The following is an 11,583-nucleotide window of genomic DNA, read 5'->3' on the forward strand; positions in this document are numbered from 1 at the left end:
CCGGAGCCGGAGCCGCGGGCGCCGCCGAGGCCGCGGGCGCGACCGGGGTCGGGGCCGCGGGCTGCGGGGCAGCCGGGCGCGGGGCCGGCTTGGGGGCAGCCGGACGTGCCGCCTGCGCCGGAGAGGGCGCGGCGGGCCTGGGAGCCGCCTTGCGGGGGGCCTTGCCGCCGCCTTGGAAGGCGTCGGTCAGCTTGCGTACTACGGGCGCTTCGATGGTCGAAGACGCCGAACGGACGAATTCACCGAGTTCCTGGAGCTTGGCCATGACGACCTTGCTCTCAACCCCGAACTCCTTGGCGAGTTCGTATACCCGGACCTTAGCCACTTCGCTCCTTTTAGGTCCGGGTGCGTCCGGACCGTCGCTACTTCATGGGCGTACTCATCGCGTGCTCATCGAGTGCTCATCGCAATCTCGACCTACTTCCAACTCGCGGGGTACCAGAGCCGCACGGACGTTCCGAACGACGCTTCTTACGGTGTTACTCCTCGACGTACCGGCGCAACGCCTTTACGTCGAGCGGACCCGGGACGCGGAGCGCCCTCGGAAGTGCCCGGCGGCGTACCGCCTGGTCCAGACAGACCTGGGCGGGGTGTACATATGCACCCCGGCCGGGCAGCGTACCGCGAGGATCGGGGACGCATTCATCCTCGACCGCCACGATCCGCAGCAGTTCGGTCTTGGCCGCTCGCTGCCTGCACCCCACACAGGTGCGCTCAGGGCATGCGCGGGCACGCGTCCGGCCAGACACTGCTAAGTCTACCTCCCCGCACCGACCTCACCCCTTCGGGGCAAAGATCGAACGGCTGTTGTCGTAATCCAAGCGACCTGCGGCTTGGAACTATTCCCCTCGTCCGGGTGAACCCCGGACGAGGGCCGGCATCATCCGCCGGGTGATCTACTCGGACACCTGTTCGGTATCCGGGCGGATGTCGATCCGCCAGCCGGTGAGCCGGGCGGCGAGCCGGGCGTTCTGCCCCTCTTTGCCGATCGCCAGCGACAGCTGGTAGTCCGGCACGGTGACCCGGGCGGACCGGGACGCCAGGTCCACGACCTCGACCTTGGAGACGCGGGCCGGGGACAGCGCGTTCGCCACCATCTCGGCCGGGTCGTCCGACCAGTCGACGATGTCGATCTTCTCGCCGTTCAGCTCGCCCATGACGTTGCGGACCCGGCCGCCCATGGGGCCGATACAGGCGCCCTTGGCGTTCAGACCCGAACGGGTGGAGCGGACCGCGATCTTCGTACGGTGACCGGCCTCGCGGGCGATGGCGGCGATCTCGACGGATCCGTCGGCGATCTCCGGCACCTCAAGCGCGAAGAGCTTCTTCACCAGGTTCGGGTGCGTACGGGACAGGGTCACGGACGGACCGCGGACGCCCTTCGCCACCCGTACGACGTACGACCGCAGCCGCATCCCGTGCGGGTAGGTCTCACCGGGGACCTGCTCCTGCACCGGCAGGATGGCCTCCAGCTTGCCGATGTCGACGAGCACGTTCTTCGGGTCGCGGCCCTGCTGGACCACTCCGGTGACGATGTCGCCCTCGCGGCCGGCGTACTCGCCGAGCGTGGCGTCGTCCTCGGCGTCGCGCAGCCGCTGCAGGATCACCTGCTTGGCGGTGGTGGCGGCGATCCGCCCGAAGCCCGACGGGGTGTCGTCGAACTCGCGCGCCTCCTGCCCCTCCTCCAGGTCCTCGGGGTCCTCCTTCGCCCACACGGTCACGTGCCCGGTGTTCCGGTCGAGCACCACGCGCGCGTGGCGGCGGCTTCCCTCGGTGCGGTGGTAGGCGATGAGGAGGGCCGACTCGATCGCCTCGACCAGCAGGTCGAAGGAGATCTCCTTCTCCCGAACCAAGCCCCGCAGGGCGCTCATGTCGATGTCCACGGCTACGCCTCCTCTTCTTCCGTCATGTCCTTCTTGTCCTTGCGGTTGAACTCGACCTGCACACGCGCCTTGTCGATCTCGGCGAAGCCCACTCTGCGGCCGCTCGCCTTGCGTCCCTTGACACCGGGCACTTCCAGATCGAGGCCCTCGTCGTCGACGTCCAGGATCCTGGCGACCAGTTCCCCGCCCTCGGCCAGCTGGAACCGCACCAGGCGGTCCACGGCACGCAGGTAGTGCCGGTGCTCCGTGAGCTGGCGCTCCGCACCGGGGGTGCCGACCTCCAGGGTGTACTCCCCCTCGCCCATGGCGTCCGTCTCGTCGAGCCTCGCCGAGAGCTCACGGCTCACATCGGCGATCTGGTCCAGGTCCGCCCCGGCGTCGGAATCGACGACGACACGCAGCACGCGCTTGCGCCCGACGGAGTCAACGGCGATCTCTTCGAGATCCAGTCCCTGGGAGGTGACGAGCGGTTCCAGGAGCTCTCGCAGCCTCTCGCTCTGGGTGGTGCTCATCCGGGTGACTCCTCGGCCGCGTGTGCTGTTGTGGGATGGGGCGCGCGTCTGGTCAAAGGGTATCGGGTCGCGGGGGGTGTTGCGTGCGGGTGCCTCCGGCGGTGGGGCCGAGCGCCTATGGAGGTGGGGGCTGTGGTGTGCGGGCGGGTGCGGGTCGTTCGTGGCTGGTCGCGCCCACGCGGCGGAGCCGCTTATCGATACGGCCTCGCGCCCCTTAGGGGGTTGTCGCTGGGGGTGTCGGGGCGGTGACGTTGGTTGGGGGGATGCGCGGGTACCGTGATCACGGCGGAGTGCATGTCCGCCCGTGTGTTCGTACGAGCCCCCTGAGGACGTCTGCCGTGTCGTTCCCCTCTCTGTTGCGCAGAAGGAGCCTGATCGTTTCGGTGGCCTCGGCTGCCGTGCTGGTGGGCTGCTCCGCTGGTCCGGACCCCGCCGGGAGCGGTGGGAGTACGTCGGTGTCCGCACGGGCACGCGCACGTGCGGCACGGGACAGTCGGGGGCTGCTGCGGCAGTACGACGCCGTCCTCGCCGCCCATCCGGGGCTCGCGGAGCGGTTGCGGCCGTTGCGCGCGGAAGTGGCGGCGCATGCGGTGGCGTTCGAGGAGGGCACGGCCTCGCCCACGGCGACCGGCTCGCCGTCGGCCACGGCGTCCCCGTCGGCCTCGCCGACCGTGCCCGCCGACGAGAAGTCCGCGCTCGCCTCGCTGGCCGCCGCCGAGCGGAGCCTCGCCGACCGGCGGGCCAAGGCGCTGCTCGACGTGCCGGGCGAGCTGGCGCGGCTGCTGGCCGGGGTGGCGGCGGCCGGCGCCGGGCACGCGTACCTGCTGACGAAGGGTGACCGGTGAGCGACGAGGCGAAGGCGGGCCTGCTCCGGGCGCTCCAGGCGGCGCTGGCGGCCGAACACGCGGCGGTGTACGGCTACGGCGTCGTCGGCGGCCGGATCGGCGGGCAGCGGCTGGCCGAGGCGCGCTCGGCGTACGACGCGCACCGGGCCCGCCGGGACGCGCTGGTCCGCGAGGTGCGGGGCCTGGGCGGTGCGCCCGTCGCCGCGAGCGCGGCGTACGCGCTGCCGTTCGCCGTCACCGACCCGGCGACGGCGGTACGACTCGCCGCCGAGTTGGAGGAGCGGGTGGCCGACGTGTACTCCGACCTGGTCCGGGCATCCTCCGGCGAGCGGCGCGGCGCGGCGGCCGGGGCGCTGCGGGAGGCCGCGGTGCGGGCGGTGCGCTGGAGCGGGGAGAGCGTAGCCTTCCCTGGGCTCGCCGAGCGGGCGGGTTCCGGGGCGGCGGCCGGTGGGTCGGCCTCGCCCTCGGTTTCGGCCTCGCCCACGGTTTCGGCTTCGGCGACTCCCTAGAGCTGGAAAGGAACGACTCGCGTATGGCTTTCGAACCGCCGCGGCGCCTGGTGAGGGCGCTCGGTGAGACGGCGCCGGACGGTGACGAGTGGCTGGAGAAGCTGCCGGAGGCGGTGGAACAGGCCGTCGCGCTACGCGAGTTGACCGTCGAACGGGTGCAGGTGCCGGGCGGGCGCAGCAGTGTGGTGCTGCTGGTGCGGCGGGCGGACGACACGCCTGCCGTGCTGAAGCTGGCGCCACGGCGGGCCCGGCCGGAGAGCGAGGCGGCGGCACTGGCGCACTGGGGCGGGCTCGGTGCGGTGCAGGTGCTGGAGGCCGACGGGGCCGCGGGGGTGCTGCTGCTGGAGCGGCTGCATCCGGAGGTCTCGGTGCGATCGCTGCCCGAGGCGAAGGCGCTGCTGGAGGCGGCGGGGACGCTTCGGCGGCTCTGGGTGCGGCCGCCGGAGGAGCACGTCTTCGAGACCGTCGCCGAGCGGACGGGGCGGCAGGCCGCGGCGATGGCCTGGGCGGCCGGCGACGCCGAGGTGGCGCCGTTGGTGGCGGCGGCGGTCGCGGCCCGGGAGGAGTTGCTGGCCGCGCCGCCCGAGCGGCGGCTGCTGCACGGCACGTTCCGGCAGAGCAAGGTGCTGGCCGGGGGGCGGATGCCATGGCTGGCGGTGGGGCCGGATCCGGTGGTCGGGGAGTGCGCGTTCGATCTGGCGCGGTTGGTGCGGGACCGGGTGGAGGATCTGATCGCGTCCCCCTCCGGGGCGTCCATCACACGGCGGCGGATCAAGCGGCTCGCGGAGTCCTTGGAGGTCGACCAGGAGCGGTTGCGGGGGTGGACGCTGTTCCGGGCGGTGGAGTCGGGTGTCCGTGCGCGGAGGGCCGGGCGGCCGAGGGATGCGGAGCTGTTGCTTGAATTCGCCGGGTGGGTTTGACGTTTTCGGGTGCGGGCCGGTGGGGGCTTGGCGCGCAGTTCCCCGCGCCCCTAGGGAATTAGTCCTCCCTCAGTTTGAGAGCTAGGACCGGACAGTCCGCTGCTGCTCTGCGGGCTCGTTTGCGGGTGCGGGGCGGTATGGGACGGCCGTCCACCAGGGGGTAACCCCATTCGTCCAGGGTGATGTGCTCCGGGAGCAGCTCTGCGCACAGGCCGTGGCCCTGGCAGGACGTCCAGTCGATGGTTATGTGCTGGTCCATGTCAGATCCTTTCCGCCGGTACGGGGAGCAGCGGGGTGTGGTCGGTCGCGGTGCAGTGGCCGTGGGCGTGGGCGTCGAGTTCGGTGGCGAAGGTGGTGAGCGCGCTGCGGACCAGGCGGATCGTGCCGTCGGGGTGGTGGCAGGCGCCTCTGCCCTCCACCAGGCCAGCCCAGCGGGAGATGTCCGTGCGGGTGGTGCCCTGGGGGCCGGGGGTGGCCAGGGTCTGGAAGGCCGCGGCCATGCGCGGGAGGCCGTTGAGGCAGGGCCCGCACTGGCCCGCCGACTGCAGCGCCAAGTAGCGCAGGACTCGGGCGGTTTCGGCCGGGCCGCAGCGGTCGGCGGGCAGGGCGGCCAGTACGCCTGCGCCCAAGTAGGCGGAGGAGAGCGGGACTTGGGCGGCCTCGGTGGCCGGGATCCAGGTGCCGTGGTAGCCGCCGATCAGGGCCGCGGACGCGCCCTCCAGGGGGAGCAGCCGGCCGACGGGCATGCCGAACGGGGCCTCCACGACCCGGACTTCGCGGCCCGGCAGGTGCAGGGTGCAGAGGGTGCTGCCCGGTTCGGCGGGGGTGCCTGCCGAGCGGAACCAGGCGGCGCCGTAGCGGGCGATCAGCGCCAGATGGGCCAGGGTCTCGACGTTCTGGACCAGGGTGGGGGCACGCCGCACCCCGCGTTCGCGGACCGGCGGGACCGGGTGGGTGGGGCGGGCGGGGCCGCCGGAGAGGTACTGGACGAGGGCCGAGGCCTGGCCGGAGAGGAAGCGGGCGGGCAGGCGTACGACCTGCACGCGCACCGGGTCGTGGCGCTGGGCGAGGGCCGACTCCAGGTAGGTGGCGCCGTCCTCGACGGCGAGGTACGCCTCCGCCGCGCCGATCGCCTCGGCCGCCAACTGCAGCCCGTCCAGGACCAGATGGGGCGACAGCCGGAGCAGGGTCCGGTCCTTGTGGCTGGCCGGCTCGCTCTCCGCGCCGTTCGCGACGACGACCGGTGCGCGCTCGGTGCGGCGGGCCGCGTCGGCGACCGCGACGAACTTCCGGTACGCCGGGAAGCCCGCCCCGCCACGTCCGGTGAGCCCGGATTCGGCCAGGGTGCGCAGGAGGGCCGCCGGATCGCCGTACGCGAGCGGGCCGTAGCGCTGTTCGTGCGTGGTGAGGTCGGCCGGGGTGCCGCCGGGGGCCAGCAGGCGCGGGGACATGTAGACGTCGGTGAAGAGCATGGTCATCAGTGGGCCCCTTCGGTGTGCAGCAGTGCGGCGGGCGTCTGGCGGGAGGCTCGGACGGCCTGCGCGGTACGGAGGGCGAAGGCGGTGATCACCGTCGCCACGCAGGCCACGGTCAGCCAGGTCATCCAGTCGGTGCCGGCGTCCGTGCCGATGCCGATGCCGTGGACCAGGGCGACGGGCCAGGAGACGTACGCCAGCCAGTGCACGGCCCGCCAGGTGCGGTGGCCGAGGCGGTCCCGGAGGAGGCTGGTGACCAGGACCGCGAGCAGCAGGTCGAGGGCGACCGTGCCCAGGCCGAGCCAGAGCGGCTGGTAGTCGGAGACGAAGGGGACGAGGGCGTCGAGGGGGCTGATGCTGACGTAGCCGTCGACGACCGCGGTGGTGATGTGCAGGGCCAGGAAGGCGGTGGCGGACAGGGAGAGCGTGCGGTGCAGGCTCATGGTGCCGAAGCGCGGCAGGCCGGGGAGGCGGGTGCGCAGGCGGACGGCGATGCCGAGGAGGACGACCACGGTGAACAGGACCAGGCAGACGGCGCCGGTGGCCCGGTTGGCGTACCAGAGGGTCTCGGAGGTCACGCCGCCGCCTCCAGCGCCGCGAGGGGAGCGGGCCAGCCGGGCGTGGTGACGACGGTGCCGTTGTGCGCCACCAGGCGGGCCGGCAGGCCCAGGCGGGTCAGCCAGCGCTCCGCGCCGGTGCCCTTGACCAGGGCCGCCGTGGTGGCCGCGTTGGCGTCCGCGCAGGTGGCCGCGGCCACCGAGACCGTGCGCCACGGGGAGCGGACCGGCAGTCCGGTGCGCGGGTCGACGATGTGGTGGAGGTCGTAGCCGCCGCGCTGCCAGCGGCGGGCGCTGGTGCCGGAGGTGGCGAGGCCGCCGGAGCGCAGGCCGACGCTGTCGTACGACCCCTGCGCGGGCGTCTCGTCCACCGGTCCGGTGATGTCCTGGACGCGGATCTGCCAGCCGCCCGCCGGGGGCTCGCCGGCGACGGCGGTGTCGCCGCCGAGGCTCACCAGCACTCCGCAGCCGGCCGTGTCGGCGAGCATCCGCGCGGCCCGGTCGGCGGCCCAGGCCTTGGCCGTCGCGCCCAGGTCGAGGCGGACGCCCTCGGGGACGGTGACCGTGCCGGTCGCCGGGTCCAGGGTGACCTTGCGCCAGCCCGGGGCGCGGCGCACCCGCAGGGAGACCGGGCGGTCGTCCTCGCGGACGAGGGTGAAGTCGCGGTCGTAGCCGATCGCGTCCATCGCCGAGCCGACGGTCGGATCCACCGCGCCGTCCGTCGCCTCGGCCGCGCGCAGGGCGACGGCGAGGGCCTCGGCGAGCAGCGGGCTGACCCGGACCGGGCGGCCGCGGGTGGTGTCGAGGGCGGCCAGTTCGGAGTCGGTGCGGAACCTGCTGCAGGCCGCGTCGACCTCGGCGAGCTGCCGGGCGAGAAGCAGGTTGCAGGAGTCCAGCAGGGCCGGATCGGTGACGACCAGGCGGACGGTGGTGCCGAGGGCACGCCACTCGGCGGCGGCCGTCGGCCGCGGGGCGAGGGCGGCGGTCATGACGCCCCCGACGTGGAGTCGCTGGAGCCGCTGCCGGAGGTGAGGCCGTCGGAGGAGGACTGGAGGTCCGAGGAGGACGAGCCGGAGGAGCTGGACGAGTCGGTCGACTTGGCGGACGAGGAACTGTCCGTGTCCGTCGTCGAGTCGGAGCTGCTTCCGGAGCTGCTGGAGCTCGACGTCGTACCGCTGCCGCTGCTCGCCGTCGTCTCGGCGTCCGACTGCATCGTACCGACCAGGGCGAACACCCCGGCCGCCGCGGCGAGCGTGACCGCCGCCGCCAGAGCCGCCGTGCGCCGGGTCCCCCGGCGGACCGCCGCGGCCGCGCCCCTCTCCCGCCGGTCCCCCGGCTCCCTGCCTTGCACTCTCTCGGTCATGGCCGATCCCCTCCTGCGTGACTCTCTGTCACGCATTACGTTCGGGTATCGGCCTGAGAGAAGTCTGTGAGGCTCCCATACGGAGCGGAAGAACTGTCTGAGACGTTCCTGAAAAGCCGCGGCGGGAGTTGAGGCTCAGTTCGCGGTCAGGCGGGCGATCGCCTCGTCCACCGTCAGCTCCTCGCGCTCGCCCGTCTTGCGGTCCTTGAGCTCCAGGACGCCCTCGCCGGAGCGACGGCCCGCGACCAGGATCTGCGGCACACCGATCAGTTCGGCGTCCGTGAACTTCACGCCCGGGGAGACCCCGGCCCGGTCGTCGACCAGGACGCGCAGCCCGGCCGCCCGCAGCTTCTCGGAGACGTCCAGGGCGAGTTCGATCTGCAGGGCCTTGCCCGCGGCGACGACGTGCACGTCGGCCGGGGCGACCTCGCGCGACCAGACCAGGCCCTTGTCGTCGGCGGTCTGCTCGGCGAGGGCGGCCACGGCGCGGGAGACGCCGATGCCGTAGGAGCCCATGGTCACGCGGACCGGCTTGCCGTTCTGGCCGAGGACATCGAGCTTGAGGGCGTTGGTGTACTTCTGGCCCAACTGGAAGATGTGGCCGATCTCGATGGCGCGGTCCAGCTTGAGGCCGGTGCCGCACTTCGGGCAGGGGTCGCCCTCCAGCACGACGACGACATCGACGTACTCGTCGACGGTGAAGTCACGGCCCGCCACGACGTTCTTGGCGTGCGTGCCCGCCTTGTTGGCGCCGGTGATCCAGGCGGTACCCGGTGCCACCCGCGGGTCGGCGATGTACTTCACCTTCTCGCCGAGACCCTGCGGGCCGACGTAGCCCCGGACCAGGTCGGGACGGCCGGCGAAGTCGGACTCGGTGACCAGCTCGACGGCGGCCGGGGCGAAGTGCTCCTCGACCTTGCCCATGTCGACCTCGCGGTCGCCCGGTACGCCCACGGCCACGATCTCGCCGTCGACCTTCACCAGGAGGTTCTTCAGGGTGTCGGAGGCCTGGACGCCGAGGTGGGCGGCGAGGGTCTCGATGGTCGGCGTGTCCGGGGTCGGGATCTCCTCGAGAGCGGGCACGCCGGAGGCGTCGACCGGCTTCAGCGTGTACGAGATCGCCTCGGTGTTGGCCGCGAAGTCGCAGTTCGGGCAGTCGGCGAAGGTGTCCTCGCCGGCCTCGGCCGGGGCCAGGAACTCCTCCGACTTCGAACCGCCCATGGCACCGGCGGTGGCGGCGACGATGCGGTAGTCGAGGCCGAGACGCTCGAAGATCCGCTGGTATGCCGCGCGGTGCAGGGCGTACGACTTGGCGAGGCCGTCGTCGTCCAGGTCGAAGGAGTAGGAGTCCTTCATGAGGAACTCACGGCCGCGCAGGATGCCGGCGCGCGGGCGGGCCTCGTCCCGGTACTTGTTCTGGATCTGGTAGAGGATGACCGGCAGGTCCTTGTAGGAGGACGCCTGGTCCTTCACCAGGAGGGTGAAGATCTCCTCGTGGGTCGGGCCGAGGAGGTAGTCGCCGCCCTTGCGGTCCTGGAGGCGGAACAGTTCCTGGCCGTACTCGTCCCAGCGGCCGGTCGCCTCGTACGGCTCCCGGGGCAGGAGGGCCGGCAGCAGCACCTCCTGGGCGCCGATCGCGTCCATCTCCTCGCGGACGATCCGCTCGATGTTGGACAGCACCTTCAGGCCCAGCGGCAGCCAGGACCAGATCCCGGCCGCCGTACGGCGGACGTAGCCGGCGCGGACGAGGAGCTTGTGGCTGAGGACCTCGGCGTCCGCCGGGTCGTCACGCAGCGTCTTCGCCATCAACTGGGACATGCGTTGGACCGGTGCGTTCGCCATGGTTCTCGTACTCCTGCCGGAAAAGGTTGATGGCTAGGAGGTTAGCCGGGCTCGCTGTGCCGGTGGAAATCGGTTAGCGGCGACGGGTCACTTGCGGCGGAGCGGCAGGGGCGCGCCCATCACGGCGTACGGCTTCGGAGCGCTGGGAAAGTTCACCCGGCGGGCCAGGTCGACGTAGCCGAGGGAGTGGTAGAGGCCGCGGGCCGGACTGTCGGTGTCGATCGCGGAGAGGATCGAGCGGGGCTCGGTGGCGGCGTCGGTGATGAGCGTGATCAGACGGCGGCCGATGCCCCGGTTCTGGTGGTGGGGGTGCACGTGCAGCTCGGTGATGACGAAGGAGTCGTCGAGCCAGTCGGCGTTGCCCTGGGCGCGGAGGTAGGGCTCGACGACGGTGGACCACCAGTGCGTGCGGGAGTTCGGCATGCCGTAGACGAAGCCGACGAGCAGGCCTTCGGCCGTGGCGCCGAGGGCCCTGGCGCCGGGGTACTGCATGTGGCGGAGGACGATCTGGCGGCGGACCGCTACCTCGTCGGGGCCGAGGCCGAATGCGACGGCCTGGACTGCGAGGGCCTCGTCCACGTGGGCGGGGAGGTCCAGGGGGCCGATCACGAGGGTCATGTGGGGAGGGTACAGGGGGTTCCGGTTTGCCGTCCGGGTGCAGGTTGTGTGTGGCTGATCGCGCGGTTCCCCGCGCCCCTGGCGGGGCGCGTCACCTGGACGCCGGGCTAGAAGAGCACGCTCATGAACGCGCCGACCTCCTGGAATCCCACCCTCAGATACGTCCTTCTCGCCGCCGTGTTGAAGTCGTTGACGTACAGGCTCACCACGGGGGCCACGTCGGCCAGTGCGTAGCGCAGGACCGCTGACATTCCGGGGGCCGCCATGCCCATGCCCCGGTACTCGGGGGCGACCCACACACCCTGGATCTGGCAGGCCTCGGCCGTCGCCGCGCCGATCTCCGCCTTGAAGACGACCTTGCCGCTGTCGTCGAGCCGGGCGAACGAGCGGCCGGAGCCGACGAGTTCGGCGACCCTCGCCTGGTAGAGGAGGCCGCCGTCGCCGGCCATCGGGGAGACGCCCACCTCCTCGGTGAACATCGCCACGCACGCCGGCATGATGGCCTCCATCTCGTCCTTGCGGATGCGGCGGACGTACGGATCCGGGGCGATGTCGGCGGGCATCCGGTCGGTGACCATCAGGGGCTGGTGGCCGCGGACCTCGCGGGCCGGGCCCCAGTGCGGTTCGAGGAGGCGCCACAGCTGGGCGGTGGCCTCGGCGGGGCCGACGATCGAGGAGCAGCGGCGGCCGGCCCGGCGGGCCCGGTCGGCGAAGGCGCGGACCGCACGCGGGGTGGCGCAGATCGGGACCAGGTTGGCGCCGGCGTAGCAGAGGGACGTGAGCATGCCGTCCTCGTACCAACCCCACATCTCGCCGCCGAGGCGCCAGGGGTCGAGGCCGGCCACCTGGACGCGCGAGGTCACGAAGGCGTTCGTGACCGGCTCGCGGTCGAGTACGGCGAGCGCGGCGTCCAGGTCACTCGGTTCGAGCACCCGTGAGGTGGTCTGCGTCAACACGTGCGGGGCCTCACCCTGAGGGGTTCTGCTGATCTCCGCACTGTACCTGCGGAAGCTTGGCCGTGCCGCCCCGTGCACTGTGAAGTGGCCGCCGGCGGGAGTT

At 72.4% G+C, this 11,583-nt stretch carries 15 protein-coding genes; 3 read left to right on the forward strand and 12 right to left on the reverse strand.

Annotated features, from left to right (window positions below):
- From KVT45_RS42635 to rimP, 4 genes are all read right to left on the reverse strand, one after another.
- On the reverse strand, positions 1-325 hold a 325-nt coding region (locus KVT45_RS42635; protein ID WP_217554877.1), incomplete at its 3' end, for a translation initiation factor IF-2 N-terminal domain-containing protein.
- Between the two features lie 154 nt (positions 326-479).
- A complete protein-coding gene (locus tag KVT45_RS42640) occupies positions 480-749 on the reverse strand; it encodes a YlxR family protein (protein WP_217554879.1) in 270 nt (89 codons plus the stop codon).
- Between the two features lie 147 nt (positions 750-896).
- A complete protein-coding gene (gene nusA, locus KVT45_RS42645) occupies positions 897-1,883 on the reverse strand; it encodes a transcription termination factor NusA (protein ID WP_217554880.1) in 987 nt (328 codons plus the stop codon).
- A 2-nt stretch (positions 1,884-1,885) separates the two neighbouring features.
- The gene (gene rimP / locus KVT45_RS42650) at positions 1,886-2,395 is read right to left on the reverse strand and encodes a ribosome maturation factor RimP (protein ID WP_217554881.1); all 510 of its coding nucleotides are present in this window, start codon (positions 2,393-2,395) and stop codon (positions 1,886-1,888) included.
- 263 nt (positions 2,396-2,658) lie between these two features.
- On the opposite strand from rimP, the gene KVT45_RS42655 reads away from it, so the two are divergent.
- From KVT45_RS42655 to KVT45_RS42665, 3 genes are read left to right on the forward strand one after another with little or no spacing between them, the layout of a single operon-like run.
- On the forward strand, positions 2,659-3,240 hold the full coding sequence (locus KVT45_RS42655) for a hypothetical protein (protein ID WP_254648172.1): 582 nt from the start codon (positions 2,659-2,661) through the stop codon (positions 3,238-3,240).
- Positions 3,237-3,749 carry a ferritin-like domain-containing protein gene (locus KVT45_RS42660; RefSeq protein WP_217554882.1) on the forward strand — a complete coding sequence of 171 codons (513 nt, stop codon included), beginning with the start codon at positions 3,237-3,239 and terminating at the stop codon, positions 3,747-3,749. The genes KVT45_RS42655 and KVT45_RS42660 overlap by 4 nt, the downstream gene beginning before the upstream one ends.
- Before the next feature lie 23 nt (positions 3,750-3,772).
- Positions 3,773-4,669, forward strand: coding sequence for an aminoglycoside phosphotransferase family protein (locus KVT45_RS42665; protein WP_217554883.1), 897 nt, complete (start codon positions 3,773-3,775; stop codon positions 4,667-4,669).
- Positions 4,670-4,727: 58 nt separating this feature from the next.
- On the opposite strand, the gene KVT45_RS42670 is transcribed toward KVT45_RS42665, so the two are convergent.
- The 8 genes from KVT45_RS42670 to KVT45_RS42705 form a co-directional block, all read right to left on the reverse strand.
- Entirely contained in the window at positions 4,728-4,928 is a 201-nt protein-coding gene (locus tag KVT45_RS42670; RefSeq protein ID WP_217554884.1) for a ferredoxin, read from the reverse strand.
- A gap of 1 nt (position 4,929) precedes the next feature.
- Positions 4,930-6,147 (reverse strand): NADH-ubiquinone oxidoreductase-F iron-sulfur binding region domain-containing protein, encoded by a 1,218-nt coding sequence (locus KVT45_RS42675; protein ID WP_217554885.1) that lies wholly within the window; start codon positions 6,145-6,147, stop codon positions 4,930-4,932.
- Positions 6,147-6,722 carry a ferric reductase-like transmembrane domain-containing protein gene (locus KVT45_RS42680; RefSeq protein ID WP_217554886.1) on the reverse strand — a complete coding sequence of 192 codons (576 nt, stop codon included), beginning with the start codon at positions 6,720-6,722 and terminating at the stop codon, positions 6,147-6,149. Before KVT45_RS42680 ends, KVT45_RS42675 begins: the two co-directional genes overlap by 1 nt.
- Positions 6,719-7,690 (reverse strand): FAD:protein FMN transferase, encoded by a 972-nt coding sequence (locus tag KVT45_RS42685; protein ID WP_217554887.1) that lies wholly within the window; start codon positions 7,688-7,690, stop codon positions 6,719-6,721. The genes KVT45_RS42680 and KVT45_RS42685 overlap by 4 nt, the downstream gene beginning before the upstream one ends.
- The gene (locus KVT45_RS42690) at positions 7,687-8,064 is read right to left on the reverse strand and encodes a hypothetical protein (RefSeq protein WP_217554888.1); all 378 of its coding nucleotides are present in this window, start codon (positions 8,062-8,064) and stop codon (positions 7,687-7,689) included. Before KVT45_RS42690 ends, KVT45_RS42685 begins: the two co-directional genes overlap by 4 nt.
- Before the next feature lie 135 nt (positions 8,065-8,199).
- Positions 8,200-9,906 (reverse strand): proline--tRNA ligase, encoded by a 1,707-nt coding sequence (locus KVT45_RS42695; RefSeq protein ID WP_217554889.1) that lies wholly within the window; start codon positions 9,904-9,906, stop codon positions 8,200-8,202.
- Between the two features lie 87 nt (positions 9,907-9,993).
- On the reverse strand, positions 9,994-10,524 hold the full coding sequence (locus KVT45_RS42700; protein ID WP_217554890.1) for a GNAT family N-acetyltransferase: 531 nt from the start codon (positions 10,522-10,524) through the stop codon (positions 9,994-9,996).
- Positions 10,525-10,631: 107 nt separating this feature from the next.
- Positions 10,632-11,480, reverse strand: coding sequence for a GNAT family N-acetyltransferase (locus KVT45_RS42705; protein ID WP_217554891.1), 849 nt, complete (start codon positions 11,478-11,480; stop codon positions 10,632-10,634).
- Between the last annotated feature and the right edge of the window lie 103 nt (positions 11,481-11,583).

Origin of the sequence: Streptomyces sp. GbtcB6 (assembly GCF_019091475.1) — a bacterium.
Taxonomy (GTDB): domain Bacteria; phylum Actinomycetota; class Actinomycetes; order Streptomycetales; family Streptomycetaceae; genus Streptomyces; species Streptomyces hyaluromycini.

Coding starts and splice junctions, on each gene's coding strand:
- rimP (WP_217554881.1), bottom strand. CDS start 2,395: ATGAGCACCACCCAGAGCGAGAGGCTGCGAGAGCTCCTGGAACCGCTC.
- KVT45_RS42655 (WP_254648172.1), top strand. CDS start 2,659: ATGCGCGGGTACCGTGATCACGGCGGAGTGCATGTCCGCCCGTGTGTT.
- KVT45_RS42665 (WP_217554883.1), top strand. CDS start 3,773: ATGGCTTTCGAACCGCCGCGGCGCCTGGTGAGGGCGCTCGGTGAGACG.
- KVT45_RS42670 (WP_217554884.1), bottom strand. CDS start 4,928: ATGGACCAGCACATAACCATCGACTGGACGTCCTGCCAGGGCCACGGC.
- KVT45_RS42675 (WP_217554885.1), bottom strand. CDS start 6,147: ATGACCATGCTCTTCACCGACGTCTACATGTCCCCGCGCCTGCTGGCC.
- KVT45_RS42685 (WP_217554887.1), bottom strand. CDS start 7,690: ATGACCGCCGCCCTCGCCCCGCGGCCGACGGCCGCCGCCGAGTGGCGT.
- KVT45_RS42690 (WP_217554888.1), bottom strand. CDS start 8,064: ATGACCGAGAGAGTGCAAGGCAGGGAGCCGGGGGACCGGCGGGAGAGG.
- KVT45_RS42695 (WP_217554889.1), bottom strand. CDS start 9,906: ATGGCGAACGCACCGGTCCAACGCATGTCCCAGTTGATGGCGAAGACG.
- KVT45_RS42700 (WP_217554890.1), bottom strand. CDS start 10,524: ATGACCCTCGTGATCGGCCCCCTGGACCTCCCCGCCCACGTGGACGAG.